Below are 23,848 nucleotides of genomic sequence, written 5' to 3'. Positions count from 1 at the left end.
TGAATCAGGTCTTTCCGGGTCCCGGATTCGCGGTGCGTACGGGGTACCCGTGTATGTTCCGGGGCGGTAAGGCCACGGAAGGGACCCATCCGGTGAAGGTGAACACGAAGTTCCTGACCGCGCTGTCCGGAGCGGTACTGCTCCTGGCGGTCGCCGGGTGCAGCAGTGACGACTCGGGCAAGAAGCTGAACGACTGGGCCAAGGGCGTCTGCGACCAGGCGGCCGCTCCGGCGAAGCAGATCGACGACGCGAACACCGCGATCAGCAAGGTGAACAGCGGCGGTGCCCCGGCGGACGTCCAGAAGGCCGACTCGGCCGCCTTCCAGCAGCTGTCCAGCGCCTACGCGTCCCTGGCCGGGATCTTCCAGAAGGCCGGAGCCGCGCCCAACGGCGACGAGGGGACGACCTTCCAGCAGAACGCCGTCACCACCCTCAACCACCTATCGGCGCAGTACGAGAGCCTGAAGAAGCAGGTCGACGCGCTCAACACCAGCGACCAGAACAAGTTCGCCGACGGTCTGAAGAGCGTCTCCGACTCCCTGACGAAGACCACCGCGGACGTCCAGAGCTCCATCACCACCCTCAGCCAGGGCGACGCCGGCAAGGCGCTCGCCGCCCAGCCCGGCTGCCAGCGGGTGTCGAGCACCGCGTCGCCGACCGCTGCGCCCACGGCCTCCTGACCGCTCGCGCGCTCTCCGCCCGGCGTTCCGCGAGAATGACCCGTGTGAGTACGCCGCGCAACGCCGCCCCCCGTCCCGTTCCCGCCAGCGCGCCGTCGCTGCGCGCCGATCTGCTCGCCGCCGACTTCACCGCCGACGGCTGCCTCGACCTGCTCGGCGCGGTCGCCTACGCGGCGCTGTCCCGGGCCGAGACCGTGCCCGCGCTGCGCGCCACCCGCGGCGCCGGCCCGCTGGAGAGCCTCGTCCGGCTGTTCCTGCTGCAGCAGCCCGTCCCGTACGACCGGGCCCGCGCGGCCCTGCCCGGCATCGAGCAGTACGCGGCCGACGGCTGGCTGGTGCGCGACGGGGACGAGGTGCGGGCGACCGTCGACATCCGCCCCTACGCGGGCGACGGCGGTGAGGACTGGTGGATCGTCTCCGACCTGGGCTGCGCCGTGGGCGGCGCGGGCGGCATCGGCAGCGCGCCCGGCGTGGACCGCGCCGACCTGGTGCTCGGCGTCGGCGGGGCGTCCACCACACTCGCCGGGCTGACCGTCCGCACCTCGGTGGAGCGCGCGCTGGACCTCGGCACCGGCTCCGGCATCCAGGCCCTGCACGCCTCCCGGCACGCCACCCGGGTCACCGCCACCGACCTCAACCCGCGCGCCCTGGAGTTCGCCCGGCTGACCCTGGCCCTGTCCGGCGCGCGCGAGCCGGACCTGCGGCAGGGCAGCCTCTTCGAGCCGGTCGCGGACGAGCGGTTCGACCTGATCGTGTCCAACCCGCCCTTCGTGATCTCACCCGGCGGCCGCTTCACCTACCGCGACGGCGGAATGGCCGGGGACGACCTCTGCCGCACGCTCGTCCGTGAGTCCGCCGACCACCTGACCGACGGCGGCTGGTGCCAGCTGCTGGCGAACTGGCAGCACATCGAGGGCGAGGACTGGCGCGAGCGGCTCGCCGGCTGGGTGCCCGCCGGCTGCGACGCGTGGATCATCCAGCGCGAGGTGCAGGACGTGGCGCAGTACGCCGAGCTGTGGCTGCGCGACGCCGGGGACCACCGCGCCGACCCCGCCGCCTACGCCGCGCACTACGACGCGTGGCTGGAGGAGTTCGAGCGCGGCAAGGTCAACGGCATCGGCTTCGGCTGGATCACCCTGCGCAAGTCGGGGTCCGCGGATCCGGTGGTGGCCGCGGAGGAGTGGCCGCACCCGGTCGAGCAGCCGCTGGGCGCGCACATCGCGGACTGGTTCGTGCGGCAGGACTTCCTGCGCTCCCACGACGACGCGGCGCTGCTGGCCGCCCGCTTCACCCTCGCCCCGGACGTCGTCCAGGAGCAGGTGGGGCTGCCGGGCGCGGAGGACCCGGAGCACGTGGTGCTGCGGTCGGCGCGCGGGATGCGGCGCGCCACCAAGGTCGACACGGTCGGCGCGGGCTTCGCCGGCGTCTGCGACGGGACGCTGCCGGCCGGCCGCATCGTGGACGCGATCGCCCAGCTGCTGGGCGAGGACCCGGTGGTGCTGCGCGACCGCACGCCCGAGTCGATCCGGCTGCTGGTCGGGCAGGGCTTCCTGGAGCCGGTCGCCGGCTGAGGTGCCGGGGGACGGCCGCGTCCTCAGTGGACGTTGCGGACGACCGTCCACAGCACGGCGAGCCCGAGCACCGCGTACTGCGCCCGCGGGCTGAGCACCGGCCGCCAGCGCCGTCCGCGCAGCCCCTCGACCAGCCACCGCCCGCACATCCACAGCATGACCGGCGAGGTGATCAGCAGCAGGGCGTTCTCGTGGAAGGCGCGCACGGGGTCGCCGTGCAGCAGGTCGTACGCGAGGCGGGTGCCGCCGCACGCCGGGCAGAGCAGTCCGGTGACCCAGTTGAACGGGCAGCGCGGCAGCCAGTGCCCGCTCTGGTGCGGGTCGGTGGTGTAGAGGTACGCCGAGGCCGCCACGGCCGCGGCGAGGGCACCGAGCGGCGCGACCGCCGGATGGTGCCGCAGCCCGCTGGGCCGGCGCACCGCGGGGGGTGCGCCGGCCGGAACGTGCCGCAGGTGGTCAGCCACGCAGGACACGGCCCTGGGCGTCGGTCTGGTTGTTGCCGGCGAGCAGCATGATGCCGTCGATCAGCGCCCAGATTCCGCAGCCGCCGCAGGTGAAGAGCTGTCCGAGGGCTATGCCGGTGTGGCCGGTGTAGAAGCGGCCGATGCCGAGGCTGCCGAGGAGCAGCTGCAGGACACCCGCGGTGACCTTCGACTTCTCGGAGTAGGGTCGGCCGTAGGGGTCGACGCCGTACGGCGCGTTCGGGTCCCCGGTGTAGGTGCCGGGCGGAGGCGGCGGATAGGCGCCACCCTGCTGCGGGTAGCCGTACCCGGGCTGTCCGCCCTGCGGGTAGCCGTAGCCCGGCTGCTGCTGGCCGTACGGATTCTGGCCATAAGGATTCTGGTCGGACAAGGCCGTCCCCCTGCGCTTGTAGTGCGTGTCGGTCTTTGCTGGCGGACATCCTTGCAGTCCCCGCCCGCCCCTGTCCCCTCCGGGGGGCGGGGCGCCTCGCGGCCCGTACGTCCCTGGCCCGGGCCACCGGCGCGCCCCCCGGCGCACTACCGCAAAGCCCCCGGGCGCGGCCGTGGCAGCTGCATTTCCGGGCACGATGGGCTGAGGAGACGTAGCCTTCTTGAGGACCCCGGCAGTGTGGATAGAACGTACATCGGGTTACCGTTCGAGTGGCGTTGCGGACTTTTCCCGTTTGACACGGGGCCACGAGGTACGGTCACACTCCGCAGCGACACCCCTTCGACCCGGAGAGAAGAGCGAAGTTGTCCCCGACCCGCGAGACCGCACCAGGCGGCCGCCGACTCGTCATCGTCGAGTCGCCTGCCAAGGCGAAGACGATCAAGGGCTATCTCGGCCCGGGATACGTCGTCGAGGCCAGCGTCGGGCACATCCGCGACCTCCCCAACGGGGCCGCCGAAGTGCCGGCGGAGTACAAGGGCCAGCCGTGGGCCCGGCTCGGCGTCAATGTGGACAGCGATTTCCAGCCGATCTACGTCGTCAACGCCGACAAGAAGGCACAGGTCAAGAAGCTCAAGGATCTCCTGAAGGAGTCCGACGAACTATTCCTCGCCACCGATGAGGACCGCGAGGGCGAGGCCATCGCCTGGCATTTGCAGGAAATCCTCAAGCCCAAGGTGCCGGTGCACCGGATGGTGTTCCACGAGATCACCAAGGACGCCATCCAGGAAGCCGTGCGCAATCCGCGCGAGCTGAACCAGCGCCTCGTCGACGCCCAGGAGACCCGGCGCATCCTCGACCGGCTGTACGGCTACGAGGTCTCGCCGGTGCTGTGGAAGAAGGTCATGCCGCGGCTGTCGGCCGGCCGCGTCCAGTCCGTCGCCACCCGCCTCGTCGTCGAGCGGGAGCGCGAGCGGATCGCGTTCCGCTCCGCCGAGTACTGGGACCTGCTCGGCACCTTCGGCACCGGCCGTGCCGGCGACGCCTCCGACCCGTCGACGCTCACCGCCCGCCTGGTCGCCGTCGACGGTCGCCGGGTCGCCCAGGGCCGCGACTTCGACGCCTCCACCGGCCAGCTCAAGGCCGGCGCCAACGTCCTCCAGCTCGACGAGACCGCCGCCCGCGGGCTGGCCGCCGCGCTCGCCGACACCCAGTTCTCGGTGCGCAGCGTCGAGTCCAAGCCCTACCGCCGCTCGCCGTACGCGCCGTTCCGCACCACCACCCTCCAGCAGGAGGCGTCGCGGAAGCTCGGCTTCGGCGCGAAGGCGACCATGCAGGTGGCCCAGAAGCTGTACGAGAACGGCTTCATCACCTACATGCGTACCGACTCCACCACGCTGTCGGAGACCGCGGTCCGGGCCGCCCGCGCCCAGGTCACCCAGCTGTACGGCGCGCAGTTCCTGCCGGACAAGCCGCGTGTGTACACCGGCAAGGTCAAGAACGCGCAGGAGGCGCACGAGGCGATCCGCCCCTCCGGCGACCGCTTCCGCACCCCCGCGGAGACCGGCCTGACCGGCGACCAGTTCCGGCTCTACGAGCTGATCTGGATGCGGACCGTCGCCTCCCAGATGAAGGACGCCGTCGGGCAGTCCGTCACCGTCCGGGTCGGCGGTGCCTCCGCGGACGGCCGGGACGCCGAGTTCTCCGCGTCCGGCAAGATCATCACCTTCCACGGCTTCCTCAAGGCCTACGTCGAGGGCGCCGACGACCCCAACGCGGAGCTGGACGACCGCGAGCGCCGGCTGCCGCAGGTCAGCGAGGGCGACCCGCTGACCGCCACCGGCATCACCGCCGACGGCCACGCCACCAAGCCGCCCGCCCGCTACACCGAGGCCTCGCTGGTCAAGGAGCTGGAGGAGCGGGAGATCGGCCGCCCGTCGACGTACGCGACGATCCTGGGCACGATCCTGGACCGCGGCTACGTCTTCAAGAAGGGCACCGCGCTCGTCCCGACGTTCCTGTCGTTCGCGGTGGTCAACCTGCTGGAGAAGCACTTCGGCCGGCTGGTCGACTACGACTTCACCGCGTCCATGGAGGACGACCTCGACCGGATCGCCCGCGGCGAGGCCCAGGCCGTGCCATGGCTGCGCCGCTTCTACTTCGGCTCCGACGAGGGCGAGACCGACGCCGTGCCGTCCGCGGCCAACGCGGGCAACGGCGACGGCGACCACCTCGGCGGGCTCAAGGAACTCGTCGAGGACCTGGGCGCGATCGACGCCCGCGAGATCTCCTCCTTCCCGGTCGGCGACGGCATCGTGCTGCGCGTCGGGCGCTACGGCCCGTACGTGGAGAAGGGCGAGCGCGGCGAGGAGGAGCACCGCCGCGCGGACGTCCCCGACGACCTTCCGCCGGACGAGATGACGGTGGAGTACGCGCAGGAGCTGTTCGCCAAGCCCAGCGGCGACTTCGAACTCGGCAACGACCCCGCCACCGGGCGGCCCATCGTCGCCAAGGACGGACGCTACGGCCCGTACGTCACCGAGGTGCTGCCCGAGGACACCCCGAAGACCGGCAAGAACGCGATCAAGCCGCGCACCGCCTCCCTCTTCAAGTCGATGTCCCTGGACACCGTCACCCTGGAGGACGCGCTGCGGCTGATGTCGCTGCCGCGCGTCGTCGGCACCGACGCCGAGGGCGTCGAGATCACCGCGCAGAACGGCCGCTACGGCCCCTACCTGAAGAAGGGCACGGACTCGCGCTCCCTGGAGAACGAGGACCAGCTCTTCACGATCACCCTCGACGAGGCGCTGGCCGTCTACGCCCAGCCGAAGGTGCGCGGGCGGGCCGCGGCCAAGCCGCCGCTCAAGGAGCTGGGCACCGACCCGGTCAGCGAGCGCCCGGTCGTCGTCAAGGACGGCCGCTTCGGCCCGTACGTCACCGACGGCGAGACGAACGCGACGCTGCGCCGTGACGACGACGTGGAGACGATCACGCCGGAGCGCGGCTACGAGCTGCTGGCCGAGAAGCGCGCCAAGGGGCCGGTGAAGAAGGCCGCCGCGAAGAAGGCACCGGCGAAGAAGGCCGCGGCCAAGAAGACGGCGGCCAAGAAGGCGGCGCCCACGGCGAAGAAGACGGCGGCCAAGAAGACCACGGCGAAGAAGGCCGCCCCCTCGGAGTAGGCCCGTCAGGGCCTACAACTGCGCGCTCAGCCACCCACCGGCCGGTGGTCCGGCACGGACCGAACCGCCCCTCCGGGGGGGGGGGGGGGGTGGCGACCCGTGGGCGCCGTCGGCCGGTCGCGCAGTTCCCCGCGCCCGTCGGGGCGCGTCCGGCCCGGACGGGTTCGCCGCCGTCCACCGGCCGGTGGCGCTGTCGGTCGCGCCGGTGGCCCGCGCCCCACGGAGCGCCCCCCGGAAGGGCCGAACCGACATGAGTGGCCGCGCCGGAGGCGGCTAGGCTGTCAGGATGACGCGATCCGAGCAGCCGGCGCCGCCCGCGGACGTCACCGACACGTTCGCCACCGACCTCGCGGCGGACTCCCGTGAACGGGCAGTGGGTGCACTGCTGAAGATCCCCGCGCTGCGCAGGCTGTGGAATGCCCAGCTGACCGGAGCGGTCGCCGACCGCCTCGGCCTGCTCGTGCTGCTCCTGCTCACCGTGCAGGCCGTCGCGGCCTCCCACTCGTTCGGCGGCGGCTACCGGGGTGTGGCCTTCGCGGCCTCCGCGGTGTTCGCTGCCCGCCTGGTCGCGACCCTGCTCTTCGGTGCCGTCCTGCTCGGCCCGCTGTCCTCGCTGACCGCCGAGGGCGGCCCGCTGGACCGGCGCTGGACGATGATCGGCGCCGACGGCGTGCGCCTCGCGCTGTTCATCGTGGCGCCGCTGTGGATCACCTGGGTGCCGGACTCCGCGCACATCTGGCTGCTCGTCACCGCGTTCGTCGCCGGCGTCGCCGACCGCCTGTGGGCGGTGGCCAAGGACGGCGCCGCGCCGCTGCTGCTGCCGGCCGGCGAGTCCTCGGTGCGGCCCGCGCCCGACCACCTGGCCACCCTGCACCGGCTGGACCTGCGCACCAGCTTCGTGGCGCTGCCGCTGGCCGCCGCCGCGCTGGTCCTGGTGACCATGGTGAACACCCTCATCGCGCTCGGCGCCGACTGGTTCCACCTGCACCAGGTGGCGCTGTCCTCCTACGTGGCCGCCGGACTGTTCTCGTCGTCGATCGCGATCCTCTACCTGCTCGAACTGCCGTCCGGCACCGCCGTCCGGCCGCGCTCCCCCCTGGAGGGGCTGCGGCTGCCCAAGGGCCCGGCGGGCGCCGAGCGCGGCAGGACCGGCGCGCTGCCGCTGCTGGTCCTGGCCACCGCCGCGGTCGCCGGCGCGATCGGCGCCGCCGTGGCGCTCGCCGTGCTGCGCGCCGCCGGACTCCACTTCGGCCCGGTGGGCTTCGGCCTGCTCGTGCTGGCGCTCACCGCCGGCACCGTCATCGGCATCAGGGTCGCGCCCAGGACCCTGCCGGGCCTGTCCCGCCGCCGGCTGCTCGCCATGACGATCGGCCTCACCGGCATCGCCCTGCTGCTCACCGGCATCGTCGCCGACCAGGCGAGCGTGCTGCTGCTCGCGCTGCTCGCCGGCCTCAGCGCCGGACTGACCGCCAACATCGGCCACGTGCTCATCGAGCAGGAGGCCGAGGAGCCGCGCAGGGCCCGCACGGTCGAGCACCTGCAGGCGGTCGCCCGCGCCGTCGTCGCCGTCGCGGCCATCGCCGCACCGCTGGTGGCCGGCGCGATCGGTCCGCACCGCATCCACCACGGGCACTTCACCTTCGACCACGAGGGCGCCGCGTACACGCTGATCCTCGTCGGCGCGCTGCTGCTGCCGGTCGCCGCGCTGGTCCTCGGCAAGACCGACGACCGCACGGGCGTGCCGCTGCGCCGCGACCTGCGCGAGGCGCTGCGCGGCGCCGAACCGGCCGTCGCGCCCGCCGACACCGGCTTCTTCATCGCGCTGGAGGGCGGCGACGGCGCGGGCAAGTCCACCCAGGTCGAGGCGCTCGCCGAGTGGATCCGCGGCAAGGGGCACGAGGTCGTGGTCACCCGCGAGCCCGGTGCCACCGCGGTCGGCAAGCGGCTGCGGTCCATCCTGCTCGACGTCTCCGACGCGGGGATCTCGCACCGTGCTGAGGCCCTGCTGTACGCGGCGGACCGCGCCGAGCACGTCGACACCGTGGTGCGGCCCGCCCTCGCGCGCGGCGCGGTCGTCATCTCCGACCGCTACATCGACTCCTCGGTCGCCTACCAGGGCGCGGGCCGCGACCTGGCGCCGACCGAGATCGCCCGCATCTCGCGCTGGGCCACCGACGGGCTGGTCCCGCACCTGACCGTCCTGCTCGACGTCGCGCCGGAGACCGCGCGGGAACGCTTCACCGAGGCGCCCGACCGCCTGGAGTCCGAGCCGGCGGAGTTCCACCAGCGGGTCCGCGCCGGCTTCCTCACCCTGGCCGCCGCCGACCCCGCGCGCTACCTCGTCATCGACGCGGGGCAGGCGCCGGAGGACATCACCACCGTCGTACGGCACCGGCTCGACCAGCTCCTGCCGCTCTCCGAGAAGGAGATCGAGGCCCGCGCGGAGGCCGAGCGCAAGGCCGCCGAGGAGGCCGCCCGCCTCGCCGCCGAGGAAGCGGCCCGCAAGGCGGAGGAGGAGCGGCTCGAACGCGAGCGGCAGGCGCAGCTGGAGAAGCTGCGGCGCGAGGAGGAGGAGCGCAGGCTCGCGGCCGAGGAGGCCGCGCGGCGCGAGATCGCCGAGCGCAAGGCCGCGCAGGAGGCGGAGGCCGCACGGCTGCGCGCGGAGGAGGCCGCCCGCATCGAGGCGGAGGCCGCCGCCAAGCGAGAGGCCGAGGCCGCGGCCCACGCCGCCGAGCAGGAACGGCTGCGGCGGCTCGCCGAGGAGCAGGCGCGGCTGCGCGCCGAGGCGGACGAGCGGCGCGCAGAGAAGCAGCGCAAGGCCGAGGAGGCGCTGCTGCGCGCCGAGGCCGCGCGGGCGGCGGCCGCTGCCGCTGCCGCCGAGGCGGCTGCCGCGGAGACGACGGTGCTGCCGCAGATCGCTCCCGAGGGTGAGGGTTCCGGATCCTCCGCGCCCTCCCAGGGCGGTTCGTCGCAGGACTCGCCGCAGGGCGGTGCCGATCGCGAGGACGAGCAGGGCGCCGGGGGCGACGAGGGCGACGACAGTCCTGCCGAGCGCAGTACCGAGGACACGACGGTGCTCACGCCGGTGGCCGCGGCGGGCGAGCCGTCCGACGCTCCCGGGGCGTCGGAGACGACGACGGTGATGACGCCGCTGCCCGAGCGGGTGGACGAGGCGTCCGGCGACTCCGGCGCGGGTGACAGGGGCGAGTCCGGGTCGGAGCCCAGGTCCGGCTCGGGGTCCGCGGAGAGCACGGACGGGTCCGAGACCACGACGATGATGCCGCCGGTGCCGGGGACGGCCCGGGACGCCGATCCCGCGGACCGGGTGCCGCCGTGGCTGTTCCGGCCCGAGGCGTCGGAGAGCGAGCGGACGCGCGAGCTGCCCGCGCCGGGGGCGTCGGGGACGGAGGCGGCGTCCGGACGCCGGCCCAGGTCCGAGTGGGCCGAGGCGACGCCGCTCGACGATTTGCCGTCGCTGGCCGATGAGTTGTTGGGGCCGCACGATGAGGGGGAGCCTCCGGCTGGGGGGCGCCGCTAAGGGGTCCCCGTCGCACGGGGCTGGCGGACCAGGCTGCGCCTGGGGGCTTCCCGGGGGTGTCCCCGGGCGGCCTTGCTTCCGGGGGTGCTCCCGCGGCAGCCTTGGGGTTCCCGGGGTGCCCCCGGGGCGCCGTTCCCGTCCTACGGTCCGCTTCGGTTGGTCGCGCAGTTCCCCGCGCCCCTTGGGATCCGGGGTGCCCCCAGGGGTGCTTTGCCGTCGGGCGGGCTCGTTCCGGCTGAGCGCGCAGTTCCCCGCGCCCCTTGCGGCTCCCGGGGTGCCCCCGGGGCGCCGTTCCCGTCCTACGGTCCGCTTCGGTTGGTCGCGCAGTTCCCCGCGCCCCTGGCGGTGCACCTTCGGTGGGTGGGGTCGGGGCCGCCACGGGAGTGTCTCCTCGGAACTGTGCGTGCGGCTCCCTCCGCCAAGTTGCCCGGGCGCATGCACAGTTCCTGCGGGGACACTCCCGTACCGTCCCCTCCCGGCCGGTCCCCGGCTGCGGGTGGGGAAGGGAGACTGCGGTGCGGTGGGGGGAGGGGTGGGGAGAATAAGGGGCGTGCGGCGGTATTCGGTGTTGGGTGTGACGGAGGTGTGGGACGGCGAGTCGGCCGTGCCTCTGGGCGGGGGAAAGCTGCGGGCACTGCTCACCGTGCTGGTGATGCATGCGGGGCGGGCGGTGAGCCCGGAGCGGCTCATCGGGGAGGTGTGGGCGGACGAGCCGCCCGTTGACGCGCCCGGGGCGCTGCAGGCGCTCGTCGCGCGGCTGCGCAGGATCCTGGGCCGGGAGGCCGTGACGTCGGAGCCCGGGGGCTACCGGCTCGATGCCGAGCCCGGGGCGGTCGACCTGTTCGTGTTCGAGGCGGCGCTGCGGGAAGGGGAACGCGCCCTGGAGGGCGGCGATCCGGAGGGTGCGGCGGAGACGCTGGGGCGGGCCCTGGCGCTGTGGCGCGGGCCGGTGTTCGCGGACCTGCCGGACCGGGCGGCCGCGGCCGCCCGTCCCGAGGCGCTGCGGCTGACCGCGCGGCGGCTGCGGATCGAGGCGGACCTGGCGATGGGCCGGGCCGCGCAGGCGCTGCCCGCGCTGCGCGAGGCGGTCGAGGACCATCCGCTGGACGAGGCGTTCCATGTGCAGCTGATCCGGGCGCTGCGTGCCGAGGGGCGTACCGCGGACGCGCTCGTGGCGTTCGAGGTGGCCAGGACCGTCCTCGCGGACACGCTCGGTGCCGATCCTGGCCCGGAACTGCGGGCCCTGCACGCCGAGTTGCTGCAGCAGGAGGCCGCCGGGCCGCGGTCCCGGCCGGGGAGCGCGCCGCCGCCGCGGGGCAACCTGCGCGCCCGCCTCACCAGCTTCGTCGGCCGGGAGGCCGAACTGGGCGACATCGCGGCTGACTTGGCGTCGGTACGGCTGGTCACGCTGACCGGGCCCGGCGGTTCGGGGAAGACGCGGCTGGCCCAGGAGGCAGCGGACCGTACGGACTATCCCGACGGGGTGTGGCTCGCCGAGCTGGCCCCGCTCGACGACCCCGCCGGCGTCCCGCACGCCGTGCTCAGCGCGCTGGGCCGGCGTGACACCCATGTGCTGACCGCCTCGCGGGACCGGCCGGCCGAGGGGCACGCCGAGGACCCGCTTGAGCGGCTGCTGGACTACTGCGCGCAGCGCCGCCTGCTGCTCGTGCTGGACAACTGCGAGCACGTGATCGGCGCGGCGGCCGACCTCACCGCGGAGCTGCTGGCCGTGTGCCCGGGCGTCACGGTGCTGTCCACCAGCCGGGAACCGCTGGGTGTGCCCGGGGAGGTGGTGCGGCCGGTGGAGCCGCTGCCGCCGGCGCCCGCGTACCGGCTGTTCGGCGAGCGGGCGGCGGTGGTGCGGACCGGCGCCGCGGCGTACGAGAGCGCGGAGGACGCGGCGGCGGTGCACGAGATCTGCCGGCGGCTGGACGGGCTGCCGCTGGCCATCGAGCTGGCGGCGGCCCGGCTGCGAGCGCTGTCGCCGCGGCAGATCGCCGACCGGCTGGACGACCGGTTCCGGCTGCTGACAGGCGGCAGCCGCACCCTGCTGCCGCGCCAGCAGACGCTGCGCGCGGTCGTGGACTGGAGCTGGGACCTGCTGGACGAGCCGGAGCGCGCCGCGCTGCGCGCGTTCAGCGTGTTCTCCGGCGGCTGCACGCTCGCCGCCGCGGAGGCGGTGTGCGGCCCGGACGCGCTGGTGACGGTCGCCCAACTCGTCGACAAGTCCCTGGTGGTGGCCGAGCACGGCCGCACGGGCGGCACCCGCTACCGGCTGCTGGAGACGATCCACGAGTACGCCGCCGAGCGCCTCACCGCGGTCCCGGAGGAGGCCGCGGCGGCGGCCGCCCGGCACACCGCGTTCTTCCGCGAAATGGCCGTGACGACCGACCCGAAGCTGCGGGCCGGCGACCAGCTGCACTGGATGGAGGTGCTGGAGACCGAGCTGGACAACATCCGTGCGGCCCTGCACCGCGTGGTGGGCGAGCGGAACGAGGCGGACGCGCTGGCGATGGTCTTGGCCATGGGCTGGTTCTGGTGGCTGCGCAACTACCGCGACGAGGCCTGCGAGTGGCTCGACCGGACGCTCGCCCTGAGCGGGAAGCGCGGCGAGGACCCGTCGGAGCCGCTGTACTGGACGCGGCTGGACGTGCGGATGCTGGACTTCTTCGTCAAGAGCGACCGGGCGTCGGAGGAGCAGTGGTACTCCCCGGAGGCCAAGGAGGAGGCGGCCGCGCTGATGGCCGCCTACCGGCAGGGCGGGCCGCCGGCCGCGCGTTTCCCGGGGATGCTGTGGCCGTTCGCGGTGTATCTGTTCGGCGGCTCGGGCGCGGTCCGCCGCCACATCGACGAGGTCGTCGCCAACTGCCGTGTGCACGGCGGCGACTGGGAACTGGCCGTGGCGCTGATGTTCCGCACGCATGTGACGGTCGACTCGCCCGGCGCCCTGGCGGAGGCCGACGCCGACCTGGCGGAGCTGCGGCCGCTGTGCGCGGGCCTCGGCGACCGCTGGATCCGCGCCCAACTGCACGGTGCCAGCGCGGAGATCGAGACGGTGCGCTGCCAGTACGACGCGGCGCGGGCCGACTTCGAGGAGGCGCTGCGGCTGGGCACGGAACTCGGCGCGTACAGCGAGAACCCTTTCCTGCTGGGCCGGATGGCCGACCTGGAGCACCGGGCGGGCGACGACGATGCGGCGCGCAAGCTGTGCGCGCAGGCCGAGGAGGACGCCGAGCGGTTCGCGGTGTGGGACGCCCGCACCTACATCCGCTACGTCAAGGCCGTCCTGCTGCTGCGGCAGGGTGACACGGCCACGGCCAGGGAGCTGGCCGACCTGGTGGAGGGGCACGCCGCGGACGGGACCCCGCCGCCCAGCTTCCAGGTCATGGTGCTCGGCCTGAAGGCGCGGGTCGCCGCCGCAGAGGGCGACACGCAGACGGCGCTGGCCGGCATGGCCGAGGCGGCCCGGCAGGCCGTCGCGGTCGGCTGCACCGATCCGGTGGTCGCCGAGCAGGTGGACGCTGCGGCCGGGGTGCTGGCCGCCGCGGGCGACCTGCCGGGGGCGGTGCGGCTGTCGGCGGTGGCCGGCGCGGTACGGGGACGGCTGCCGCGTACGGTGCCGGAGCTGCGGGCCGACGAGGAGCTGCAGCGCCGGGCAGCCGCGGCGCTGGATCCGGCGGCGCTGGCGGCCGCCCGGGCGGCCGGGGCCGGCCACGACAGGACCACGGTGGTGGACCTGCTGAGCGCGCTGGCCGGCGGTTCCGGCAGGGAATAGCGCAGCGGTGCTCTCGGTTGCCCTGATTGAGTATTCAAGTACCTTGGGTGAGGTACCCGGCGCCGGAAGCGCCGTCGTGTGGCGGGAAGTGGGAGAGCCGTGAAGGTCGAGATCTACAGCGACATCGCCTGTCCGTGGTGCTACGTGGGCAAGGCCCGCTTCGAGCGGGCGCTGACGGCGTTCCCGCAGGCGGACTCCGTCGAGGTGGTCTACCGGCCGTTCCAGCTCGACCCCGCGGCCCCGCTGGAGCCGCGCGTGCACCGCGAGGTGCTGACGCAGAAGTACGGCCCGCAGTCGGTGGCCATGGACGACCGCGTGACGCAGCTCGGGGCGGCCGAGGGCATCACCTTCGACTTCGACACCGTGGTGGAGAACAACTCGCTGCTCGCCCACCGCCTTCTGCGGTTCGCCCTGGAGACCTACGGTCCCGAGGCGCAGGCCCGGCTCAAGGGCCGGCTGATGGCCGCGCACTTCGGTGAGGGCATGGACATCGGCGACCGCGCGCAGCTGGCCGACGCCGCTGCCGCCGCGGGCCTGGACCGCGCGGCCGTCGCCGCCTTCCTGGACACCGACGACCTGCGGGCCGAGGTCCAGGCGGACATCGACGAGGCCCACCAGCTGGGCATCTCCGCGGTGCCGACCTTCGTCTTCGAGGGCCAGTGGGCGGTGCAGGGCGGCCAGGAGACCTCGACGTTCCTGCGGGTGCTGGAGCAGGTCGCCCAGCAGACCGCGGCCGCGCAGGACCCGGGCACGGACGGCGGGCCCGACGCGGACCCGGACGCCGCGGCCTGTGCCGACGGCGTCTGCGAGGTCCCGCCGACCTCCGCGCACTGACCCAGTCGGCGGACGGCCGGTCCCGGAAGGGGCCGGCCGTTCGTGCGTGCGGGCGTCGGGCGGGACCGGTGGACGCCCCTGGCGTGGCGCTGCCCCGTACGGCCGCCGGTCAGCTGCAGGTGATGACGGAGTCGGCCCAGTCGGACAGGTTCGCCGCGTGCAGGCCGCGTCCGGCGGGGTCGACCACCAGCCGCAGCGTCGAGATTCCCTTGAGGCCGACGTGCACCGGCACCGCCGGATCCCCGGCGCGCACCGGGCCCGACGACCACAGCTCGGTGTCGTCGCCGTACACGGAGAAGGTGACCGCGGCCGCGAAGAGCCGAGTGATGTCGTCCACCCCGGCCTTCGCGTCGTACGCCACGCAGGCCCGGTTGAGGTCGATGGTCACCGACGACGGCGCGTGCACGGTGATGCCGTGCTGGTACTCGACGCCGCCGATGCTCAGTCCGGAGCGGCCCCACCACCAGCCGCGCCCGCCGGTCCTGCGGATGGTCGGCTCGGCGGCCCCGTCTCCCGGGTGGCCGACCGGCAGCGCGTCGACCTGGTAGACCGGCGGCGGTGTCGGGGTGGGGGTGGGTGTCGCCGTGGGCGTCGGGCTGGGTGTCGGGGTCGGAGTCGGGGTCGGCGTGGGTGCGGGGGTCGCCTTGGGCGACGGCTTCGGCGGGGGAGGCGGTGCCGGAGTCGTGGCGGCCGGCGTGGGCTTCGGCGCGGGCGCCGGCGGCGGGGGCACCACGGGCGGCTTCTTCGACGGCGCGGGCTTCGGCGCCGGCGGCGGCGCAACGGTCGCCACCGGGGCCGTCGTGGGCGGCAGGGCCTTCGGGGCCGGCGCCGGGTGCCCGTCGCCACCGGTCAGCGCGAACGCCAGCGCGGTGGCGGCCGCCGCGACCACCACGGCCGCCACGATGCCCGCCTTCACCGGTGCGCCCAGTCCCTCGCCGGCGGCCGCGCCGCCGGCCGCTCCCGCGCTGCCGCCGGAGCCGGAGGCCGCCGCCGCGGCACCGCCCGCGGCGCCCGCCGCGACCGCTCCGCCGGCCACCACCGCGCCCGCGGACTTCGCCGCGTAGACGGCGGCGAACCAGCCGATGTAGGCGACGGGAAGCAGGCCCTTGAGCGCGGAGTTGAGGTCGGCCAGCTCCAGCGAGGCCTCGGTGCAGCGGGAGCAGTCCTTCAGGTGCCGGTTCAGCTCCCGGTCGGCCCGCACCCGCAGGCCGCCGCGGGCGTGCGCGCCGAGCCGGTCGGCGAACCGCGCGCACTCGCCCTCGGCGGTGAGGCTGGAGCTCACGTGGGCCTGCAGATACGCCTGGCGCAGCCCCTCCCGGGCGCGGTGGGCGAGCACGGCGGTGGCGTTCGGGGTCAGGCCGAGCAGCGGCGCGACGGTGCTCGGCGACTCGTCCTCGACCGCGGTGTGCCACAGCACGGTCTGCCAGCGCTCGGGCAGGGTGCGGAACGCGCGGACGGCCAGGCTCTGTTCTGCCTGGTGCATGGCGCGCACGTCGGCGCCGAGTTCCGCGGTGTCCTCGGTGGCGGCGGCGCCCGCCGAGGTGACCGCGAACACCGCGAAGTCCTCGACGAGGTGCTCGCGCCTGGCGGACGTGCCCCACGTCGCCGCGACCCTCCTGACGGTCGTCAGCAGGTAGGCGCGCACCGCCGACTCGGGGCCGCTGCCGCCGCGGATCGCCTGCAGGGTGCGGGCGAACACCTCGCCGGTCAGGTCCTCGGCGGTGTGGGCGTCGCGGCAGCACGTCCTGGCGTAGCGGCGTACCGATTCTGCATGGCGGCGGTACAGCTCCTCGTAGGCGCTGTCCCGGCCGGCGCGGACCAGGTCCACCAGCTCCGCGTCGGACAGGCCGGCCCGGCCTTCCGCGGTGTCGGGGGCGGGCGCCGGATGACCGCTCGGGCGCTCGTCGACGTCGTCCCCGGGCGGTCCCGCGGGTGCGGGAACGGTGGGCCCGGACGCGTCCGGTTCGGGTCGCGCGACGGGGTCACGCTGTCCGGGCACCCTGCGCGACGGCAGTTCCTCGCCGGTCTCCGGCCCCGCTGCGGGTCCGCCGGACTCCCCGTTCGCCTCTTCCACGGGAGCAAGCGTGGCACACCGCGATCAGACGACGTCATGGAGTGCCGAACAACCACCCGTCCGTGCGGAAAGCGTTCACAGATCCTCCACGTTCGCGCCTCGCGGGCGCCGGCGGAGGGCCCGTTTCGGGCCGAATCTGCGCACGCGGCGGCGCCGCGCCCCCGCGGACCGTGCGGTCCGGGAGACGCGGCGCCGTCGGGTCGATCATCGGCCGGCGGACCGGCCGCGCGGCTCAGGTCGGGTCGCCCGCCGGCTGCCGGCCGGGGCCGTCGGCGGTCACCTGGTGCGCCGTGTGCTCCGCCGCCCGGTCGCGGGCCGCGGGCCCGTCACCGAGCCGCTCGCCGGGCCGGGACCGCAGCCCCTCCAGCAGGATGTCCAGCAGCCGGTCGGAGGCCGCCGCCTGCTGGGCGGCGTCCGGCAGCGGCGGTGCCGCGGTGGCGATCACCAGCAGCACGTCCGCCACCGACACGTCGCCGCGCAGCTCGCCCGACTCCCGCGCCCGGTCGACCAGCTGGCCGACCACGTCGAGCAGTGCCGGCACCCCGCCCGCGTCACGGGCCGGTCCCGCGATGACGGACGTGGTGTGGTCGCCCGGAGCCGCCGCCGCGCGGGTGCGCTGCTGCGGCACACGGGCCGGTTCGTCCCCGACACCCGGACTGCCCTGGACGCGCAGGACCTGGGGCGGCAGCAGCCGCCCCGCGCCCGAGGCGGCCGAGGTGCGCAGGAAGCGGGCGAGCGCGGACCACGCCTCGTCCTCCTGGCCGAGTGCGGTACGGGCCTGCTCGGTGAGCCGGGCCGTCTCCTCCTCGGCGATCCGCCGGACGAGGACGTCCTTGCTCGGGAAGCGGCGGTACACGGTGCCCACGCCGACCCGCGCCCGGCGGGCGACGTCCTCCATGGGCGCGCCGTAGCCGAGCTCGCCGAACACCTCCCGCGCGGCGCGCAGGACGTGTTCGAGGTTGCGCTGTGCGTCGACGCGAAGCGGAGCAGGACGGCCGGAACCGCTGTGGCCGTGAGAAACCGCTGTTGCGGTGCGCTGTGAGTCCTGAATGTGCATATCCCATCCCCCGGAAATCCGTAAGTCTCCCCCCGGAGACTCCCCACCCATTACGAAGATCGCTACGCGTTACGCGTAGTACTACGAGATACGAACATAGTTGAGGCCGCGTCAATAAAGAAGGGGGCGTTTCGGCTCCCGGGGGCTCCCGCCGCCCCGCGGGCGCCCCCGCCGGGCGCCGCCCGCCGTCCCTCGATCGGGGGACCCGAACGGACGTCCGGAGGATGGTCCTGCGGTGCGCGCTTTGCCCGGTGATGGGTGCACCGTGGCACCCCCCAGGGGCGGGAAAACCCGCAATCGGTGCCGTCCGGCCTGTGGACAAACGCCACCCGGCCATTGCCTCATGGAGCAATGACGGAGTCGGTAGCTTTGGCCAAAGGAAGCACGCCGCGCATTCTGGTGGTCGGCGGCGGCTATGTGGGGATGTATACCGCCCTGCGCCTGCAGCGGAGGCTCAAGCGCGACGAGGCGGAGATCGTCGTCGTCGAACCGCAGCCGTACATGACCTACCAGCCGTTCCTGCCCGAGGCCGCGGCCGGCTCCATCTCCCCGCGGCACGTCGTGGTGCCGCTGCGCCGGGTGCTGCCGAAGTGCCGGATCGTCGTGGGCGAGGCCCGCGCCGTCGACCACGAGCGGCGCACCGCCACCGTCACCACGCTCGCCACCGCCGAGGGCGGCGAGACCCTGGAGATCCCCTACGACCAGCTCGTGCTGGCCCCGGGCTCGGTCTCGCGCACCCTGCCCGTCCCCGGCCTCGCGGAGCACGGCATCGGCTTCAAGACCGTCGAGGAGGCCATCGGGCTGCGCAACCACGTGCTGGAGCAGCTCGACATCGCCTCCTCCACCCGCGACGCCGAAGTGCGCGAGGCCGCGCTCACCTTCGTCTTCGTGGGCGGCGGCTACGCGGGCGTCGAGGCGCTCGCCGAGCTGGAGAACATGGCCCGCTACGCCGTGCGCTACTACCACAACGTCCGCGCCGAGGACATGAAGTGGGTGCTGGTCGAGGCGACCGGCCGGATCCTCCCCGAGGTCGGCGAGGAGCTCGGCAAGTACGCGGTGCGCGAGCTGCGCGGCCGCAACATCGAGGTCCACCTGGAGACCCGCCTGGAGTCGTGCGAGCACCGCGTCGCCGTGCTGTCCGACGGGTCCCGGCTGCCGACCAGGACCCTGGTGTGGACCGCGGGGGTCAAGCCCGCTCCGGTGCTGGCCGCCTCCGGGCTGCCGCTGTCCCCCCGCGGACGGCTGGTCGCCGAGGCCACGCTGCGCGTTGCCGGCACCGACGCCGCGTGGTCGGCCGGCGACGCCGCCGCGGTGCCCGACCTGACCGCGGAGAAGCCCGGCACCGAGTGCGCGCCCAACGCCCAGCACGCGGTACGCCAGGCGAAGGTGCTGGCCGACAACATCGCCGCCGAGCTGCGCGGGCAGCCGCTCGCCGAGTACCGGCACAAGCACGTCGGCTCGGTGGCCTCCCTCGGCCTGCACGAAGGCGTCGCCCTGCTCTACGGGCGCAAGATCAAGGGCTACCGGGCGTGGCTCATCCACCGGGCCTACCACCTCAGCCGGGTGCCGACCTTCAACCGCAAGGCCCGGGTGCTCGCCGAGTGGGTGCTCGCCGGGCTCTTCAAACGGGAGATCGTCTCCCTCGGCTCGCTGGAGCACCCGCGCGCCGAGTTCGAGGCGGCCGCCGGCGACCACGGCCCCCGTTCCGACACCCGGTGACGCCGCTCGCCGCCCCGCAGGGCCTGCGGCGATTCCCCCCGGGGGCCACGTTCGGTCACACTGGGCGGGTGACCACGCGTGCAGCAGCACTGGCAAACAGTGACACATACGAGGAATCGGACGTTTGAACCTTACGCGTTGGAGCGCCCGGCTCCCCGGAACACAGCGACGCAGCGCCGTCCCCGCGGCCCGCGCCAAGACCGGCGACCCCGCGGGCACGCCCGCCGCGGGGCGCGCCGTCGTCGGCGGCGGACGCCCCGAGGCCGCCCGGGCCGCAGACGGCCCCCTCACCGATGACTTCGCCCAGGTCACAGGCGCACCCTCGGTCCCGGACGTGCTCACCCGCCTCCCCGCGCTCATCGCGGTCATGCACGGCCCCGCCCACCGCGTCGGCTTCGTCAACGACGCCTACACCGAGGTCTTCGGCCCCCGCGCCACCGGAGCCCCGGCCCGCGAGGCCCTGCCCGAACTCGACGAGCTCGGCCTGCTCCCGCTGATGGACCAGGTCCGCCGCAGCGGCAAGCCGCGCACCGTCAAGGCCCGCAAGGTCACCCATGGCGACGGTCCCACCATCACCCGTCAGGGGTACTTCACCTTCACCTGCACGCCCGTCGACGCCGACGACCCCGACCCCGAGCGCCGCGGCGTCCTGATGTTCGCCGCCGACGTCACCGACCAGGTGCAGTCCGCCGAGCGGCTGCGCGAGAGCGAGCGGCGCCTGCACGAGACCGCCGTCACCCTGCAGCGCAGCCTGCTCCCGCAGGAACTCGAACAGCCCGACGACCTGCGGGTGGCCGCCACCTACCAGCCCGGCGGGACCGACGCCGCGGTCGGCGGCGACTGGTACGACGTCATCACCCTCGGCGCCGGCCGCACCGCGCTGGTCATCGGGGACGTCATGGGCCGCGGGGTGCGCGCCGCCGCCGTCATGGGCCAGCTGCGCACCGCGGTCCGCGCCTACGCCCGGCTGGACCTGCCGCCGCACGAGGTCATCCAACTGCTCGACGGACTCGCCTCCGAGATCGACGCCACCCAGATCGCCACCTGTGTCTACGCCGTCCACGACCCGAGCGAGGGCCGGCTGTCCTACGCCAGCGCCGGCCACCTGCCCATCGTCATCCGCGACCCCGACGGCACGGTCCGCCGCGCCGATGAGCCGACCGGGCCGCCGCTGGGCACCGGCGGCTGGATCCACACCTCCGGCAGCATCCCGCTCGGCCCCGGCTGCACCGCCGTCCTCTACACCGACGGGCTCGTCGAGCGCCGCGACCAGGACATCGACGACGGCATCGCCGCACTGACCCAGGCCCTGGCCGGAGCCACCGGATCCCCGCAGGTCGTCTGCGACCGCCTGCTGCGCTCCCTCGGCGTCACCTCCGAGCACGACGACGACGTGGCCGTGCTCGTGCTGCAGTACCCCGACCACACCGGGGGAGACGCCGAGCTGTTCCGCAACGCCTCCCTGGACCTGCTCGGCGGCATCGAGGCGGCACCCCGCGCCCGCGCCTTCGCCTCCGGGGTGCTCGCGTCCTGGCGCTTCCCGGTCGAACTGCGCGACCTGGGGGTGCTGGCCGCCAGCGAACTCGTCGCCAACTCGCTCAAGCACGGCCACCCGCCGATGCGGCTGCGGCTGCGCCGCACCGACCGCCGGCTGATCATCGAGGTCACCGACGGGGACGAGCATCTGCCGCGCCGCCGCAGGGCCGAACCCGGCGACGAGTCCGGGCGCGGCATCTCGATCATCGCGACCATCGCGTCCGGCTGGGGCTCCCGCCGCACCCCCGGCGGCGGCAAGGCCGTCTGGTGCGAGTTCGCCCTGCCCGAGTACCCGGAGTACCCCGACGGCGGTGCCTAGGGGTTCGGCCCCCACATGGCGCAGTGCGGCCCCGCGGTCTTTCCGACCGCGGGGCCGCACTGCGCGATGAACGGGGCCGCCTCAGGCGGCCATGCTCTCCTCGACCGCGGGCTTCGGCGCCGACTGCGCGACGACCCGCGCCGGCCGCATCGGGCTGTCCTGCGCCCCGGTGAGCCCGCGGCCCATGCGCAGCGCGATCACCGAGATCCCGAGCGAGCACAGGACCAGCATCACCAGGTAGGCGTTGTACGCCCCGGTGCCGGCCAGCACGCCCGCGACCGCCGGGCCCAGCGCCAGCGCCAGCTGCTTGACCAGCGCGAACGCCGCGTTGTACTGCCCGACCATCCGCTCCGGAGCGAGGTCCGCCACCAGCGGCGACACCGTCGGCGCCAGCATCGCCTCGCCCAGCCCGAACAGCGCGTACGTCGAGATGATCGCCGCCACCGCCGCCATGTGGTGGCTGTGCACCACGCCGGACGTCCAGGCGACCACCCACGCCACCGTCCACACCAGGCCGACCCCGGCGATCACCCGGCTGCGCCGCCGGTACTCCACCAGCCGCAGCACGACGAACTGCGCCAGCACGATGACCGCGGTGTTCGCGGCCAGCGCGATGCCCAGCGTCGCCGGGGAGATCCGGGTGACCTCGACCGCGAACGCGGACAGGCCGGACTCGAACTGCCCGTAGCAGGCGAAGAACATCACGAAGCCGAGCACGCACAGCATGACCATCGAGCGGTCCGCCAGCAGCACCCGCCAGCCGCCCGCAGCGCCGCGGTCCTCGCCGGGCACCGCCTCGTCCAGCCGCGGCGCGCGCGGCAGCCGGATGCCGGCCACCACCGCGCCCAGCACCAGGAACATCGCCGCCTCGATCGCGTAGAGCCGCAGGAACGAGGACGGGTGGGCGGTGTCCACCAGCATCCCGCCGAGCAGGCCGCCCACGCCGAGCCCCAGGTTGTTCAGGAAGAACTGGGTGGCGAAGGCCCGCGACCGGGTGGCGGTCGTCGAGCACCAGACGATCATCGTGGCCAGCGCCGGCGACACCACCGCAACGCCCGCGCCCAGCGCGCCCGCCGCGGCGACCACCCCGGCCTCGCTACCGGACAGGCCCAGCCCCAGGGAGCCGGCCGCGGCCAGCAGCGTGCCCAGCACGGCGACCGGAACCGGGCCGCGGCGGTCGATGGCCCGCCCGGTGAAGGGCAGCACCAGCAGCGCGGCGACGGCGAACGTCGCCAGCACCGCACCCGCCGTGCCCGCGCCCAGGCCGCGCACCTGCGACACGTAGATGAACGTGAACGGCACGGTGAAGCCATTGCCGAACGCGCTCAAAGCGTTCCCCAGCTGGATCCGGCGCAGCGCGGCGCTCATGGTCGTGGTCACGTTCACCTCTTTCGGGCGTAGGAGTCCCCGGGTCGTAGCCTCAAGGGCTTCGGTCCGAAGACTTCACAGCTAAAGTTCGAAGCTAAAGATTACATACGGAAGGGCTTTAGGGCAACGTCGTTCGTGGCATACTCATTCCCATGACCGCAGCCGAGGGTTCACCAGGCGCACCCCAGGAGCTGGACCTCGACGCCCAGGTCGCCGCCTACCAGCGCGAGTTCCCCGAGGTCGACCCCCAGGTGGAGAAGGTCGTCACCGCCCTGGGCCGGCTCAACCGCCGGATGAACGTCGCCTATGGCCGCCAGCTGGTCGATCTGGGCATCAGCAACTCCGAGTGGGAGGTCCTCAAGGCGCTCGTCGTCGTGGGCCACCCCTACCAGCTCGGGCCCGGCGACCTGGCCAAGCGGCTCGGTCTCACGCCCGCCGCCATGACCCACCGCATCGACCGCATGGTCAGCGAGGGCCTGGTCACCCGGGAGCGCGACGAGTCCAACCGCGTCCGCGTCATCGTCGAGCTGACCGACGAGGGCCGCGAGAAGTGGCTCCAGACCATGCGCATGGCCGCGGTCTTCGAGGACGACCTCCTCCAGGACCTGGACCCCGACGAGCGCGGCGCGCTCGGCGACATCCTGACCCGCCTGCTGCGCCGCGTGGAGTCCACGCAGCCCGACGCCGGCGGCCGCCTCGAAGATCTTGACTGACGGGGTTGACACGGTCCGGACCGGCCCGTAATGTTCTTCGGGTTGTCCGACGTGAGCGCCGACTCCGGTCGGTCCCCGGACAGCCATCCCGCAGGAACCTTGTCGACCGAACACGTGACTCGTCACGTCGTTCTGTTGTCGCGCGTTTTTTCGGAATGCGAGTGGTCTTTCGAAGCACCGGGCCGATTTGGCCGGTGGGACGGGTTCCGCTAAAGTCTCACTCGTCGGAACGGCCCAACAGCCGGGAAGACGGACCCCGCTGACTGGGGGTCAGACACTGGAAAGCGTCTGATACAGTCGGAACACAACGAAGGGAAAGCCCGGAGGGGCCTGAAAGGGCCGCTGAAGGCAGCTTCCGTTCCTTGAGAACTCAACAGCGTGCCAAAAGTCAACGCCAGATATGTTGATACCCCGTCCCCTTAGGGGATGAGGTTCCTTTGAAAGTCCTTCCCGTTGCTGGGAAGGCGATACACAGCGAGGACGCTGTGGGCGGTCGGATTATTCCTCCGATCGTCCCGCTCTTTCGTGTGTTGCCGGGATGACCCGGAAGCATTCACGGAGAGTTTGATCCTGGCTCAGGACGAACGCTGGCGGCGTGCTTAACACATGCAAGTCGAACGGTGAAGCCCTTCGGGG

Annotated in this window: 14 protein-coding genes and 1 rRNA gene; 10 read left to right on the top strand and 5 right to left on the bottom strand. The window is 73.9% G+C overall.

Annotated features, from left to right (window positions below; all coding sequences use genetic code 11):
- The first annotated feature begins 92 nt into the window (after positions 1-92).
- Both ACH4TG_RS34335 and ACH4TG_RS34330 read left to right on the top strand, forming a co-directional pair.
- The gene (locus ACH4TG_RS34335; protein ID WP_398246567.1) at positions 93-680 is read left to right on the top strand and encodes a small secreted protein; all 588 of its coding nucleotides are present in this window, start codon (positions 93-95) and stop codon (positions 678-680) included.
- A gap of 35 nt (positions 681-715) precedes the next feature.
- A complete protein-coding gene (locus tag ACH4TG_RS34330) occupies positions 716-2,251 on the top strand; it encodes a methyltransferase (RefSeq protein ID WP_398246566.1) in 1,536 nt (511 codons plus the stop codon).
- A gap of 23 nt (positions 2,252-2,274) precedes the next feature.
- Here ACH4TG_RS34330 and ACH4TG_RS34325 read toward each other — a convergent pair whose 3' ends face one another.
- Together ACH4TG_RS34325 and ACH4TG_RS34320 are read right to left on the bottom strand one after the other, a co-directional pair.
- A complete protein-coding gene (locus ACH4TG_RS34325; protein WP_398246565.1) occupies positions 2,275-2,715 on the bottom strand; it encodes a DUF2752 domain-containing protein in 441 nt (146 codons plus the stop codon).
- Positions 2,708-3,103 (bottom strand): TM2 domain-containing protein, encoded by a 396-nt coding sequence (locus tag ACH4TG_RS34320; RefSeq protein WP_398246564.1) that lies wholly within the window; start codon positions 3,101-3,103, stop codon positions 2,708-2,710. Before ACH4TG_RS34320 ends, ACH4TG_RS34325 begins: the two co-directional genes overlap by 8 nt.
- A 362-nt stretch (positions 3,104-3,465) precedes the next feature.
- Between ACH4TG_RS34320 and topA the strand changes: the two genes are divergently transcribed.
- The 4 genes from topA to ACH4TG_RS34300 all read left to right on the top strand — a co-directional run bounded on the left by topA (position 3,466) and on the right by ACH4TG_RS34300 (position 14,426).
- Positions 3,466-6,279 (top strand): type I DNA topoisomerase, encoded by a 2,814-nt coding sequence (gene topA, locus ACH4TG_RS34315; protein WP_398246563.1) that lies wholly within the window; start codon positions 3,466-3,468, stop codon positions 6,277-6,279.
- 286 nt (positions 6,280-6,565) lie between these two features.
- Complete coding sequence (gene tmk / locus ACH4TG_RS34310) at positions 6,566-9,817, top strand: dTMP kinase (protein WP_398246562.1); 3,252 nt, start codon at positions 6,566-6,568, stop codon at positions 9,815-9,817.
- Positions 9,818-10,391: 574 nt separating this feature from the next.
- Positions 10,392-13,592 carry a BTAD domain-containing putative transcriptional regulator gene (locus ACH4TG_RS34305; RefSeq protein ID WP_398246561.1) on the top strand — a complete coding sequence of 1,067 codons (3,201 nt, stop codon included), beginning with the start codon at positions 10,392-10,394 and terminating at the stop codon, positions 13,590-13,592.
- A gap of 99 nt (positions 13,593-13,691) precedes the next feature.
- Positions 13,692-14,426: a DsbA family oxidoreductase gene (locus tag ACH4TG_RS34300; RefSeq protein ID WP_398246560.1), complete on the top strand. Its 735-nt coding sequence runs from the start codon at positions 13,692-13,694 to the stop codon at positions 14,424-14,426.
- Between the two features lie 109 nt (positions 14,427-14,535).
- Here ACH4TG_RS34300 and ACH4TG_RS34295 read toward each other — a convergent pair whose 3' ends face one another.
- The gene (locus ACH4TG_RS34295) at positions 14,536-16,500 is read right to left on the bottom strand and encodes a sigma-70 family RNA polymerase sigma factor (protein WP_398246559.1); all 1,965 of its coding nucleotides are present in this window, start codon (positions 16,498-16,500) and stop codon (positions 14,536-14,538) included.
- Positions 16,501-16,732: 232 nt separating this feature from the next.
- A complete protein-coding gene (locus ACH4TG_RS34290) occupies positions 16,733-17,557 on the bottom strand; it encodes a TetR/AcrR family transcriptional regulator (protein WP_398246558.1) in 825 nt (274 codons plus the stop codon).
- 369 nt (positions 17,558-17,926) lie between these two features.
- Here ACH4TG_RS34290 and ACH4TG_RS34285 point away from each other — a divergent pair, with 369 nt between their 5' ends.
- Both ACH4TG_RS34285 and ACH4TG_RS34280 read left to right on the top strand, forming a co-directional pair.
- On the top strand, positions 17,927-19,276 hold the full coding sequence (locus ACH4TG_RS34285) for an NAD(P)/FAD-dependent oxidoreductase (protein ID WP_398246557.1): 1,350 nt from the start codon (positions 17,927-17,929) through the stop codon (positions 19,274-19,276).
- Between the two features lie 124 nt (positions 19,277-19,400).
- Positions 19,401-21,131: a SpoIIE family protein phosphatase gene (locus tag ACH4TG_RS34280; RefSeq protein ID WP_398246556.1), complete on the top strand. Its 1,731-nt coding sequence runs from the start codon at positions 19,401-19,403 to the stop codon at positions 21,129-21,131.
- Between the two features lie 81 nt (positions 21,132-21,212).
- On the opposite strand, the gene ACH4TG_RS34275 is transcribed toward ACH4TG_RS34280, so the two are convergent.
- On the bottom strand, positions 21,213-22,511 hold the full coding sequence (locus ACH4TG_RS34275) for an MFS transporter (RefSeq protein ID WP_398246555.1): 1,299 nt from the start codon (positions 22,509-22,511) through the stop codon (positions 21,213-21,215).
- 140 nt (positions 22,512-22,651) lie between these two features.
- Between ACH4TG_RS34275 and ACH4TG_RS34270 the strand changes: the two genes are divergently transcribed.
- Positions 22,652-23,212: a MarR family winged helix-turn-helix transcriptional regulator gene (locus ACH4TG_RS34270; protein ID WP_398246554.1), complete on the top strand. Its 561-nt coding sequence runs from the start codon at positions 22,652-22,654 to the stop codon at positions 23,210-23,212.
- Positions 23,213-23,764: 552 nt separating this feature from the next.
- A 16S ribosomal RNA gene (locus ACH4TG_RS34265) occupies positions 23,765-23,848 on the top strand; the annotation flags it as partial.

It is taken from the genome of Streptomyces sp. NPDC020917 (assembly GCF_044333795.1).
Lineage (GTDB): Bacteria > Actinomycetota > Actinomycetes > Streptomycetales > Streptomycetaceae > Actinacidiphila.
The sequence above is the reverse complement of the archived record's forward strand: the minus strand, read 5'-3'. Positions and strand labels throughout refer to the sequence as shown.

Excerpts from the sequence above, each read along its gene's own strand:
- ACH4TG_RS34330 (WP_398246566.1), top strand. The coding sequence starts at position 716 with ATGACCCGTGTGAGTACGCCGCGCAACGCCGCCCCCCGTCCCGTTCCC.
- ACH4TG_RS34290 (WP_398246558.1), bottom strand. The coding sequence starts at position 17,557 with ATGCACATTCAGGACTCACAGCGCACCGCAACAGCGGTTTCTCACGGC.
- tmk (WP_398246562.1), top strand. The coding sequence starts at position 6,566 with ATGACGCGATCCGAGCAGCCGGCGCCGCCCGCGGACGTCACCGACACG.
- ACH4TG_RS34270 (WP_398246554.1), top strand. The coding sequence starts at position 22,652 with ATGACCGCAGCCGAGGGTTCACCAGGCGCACCCCAGGAGCTGGACCTC.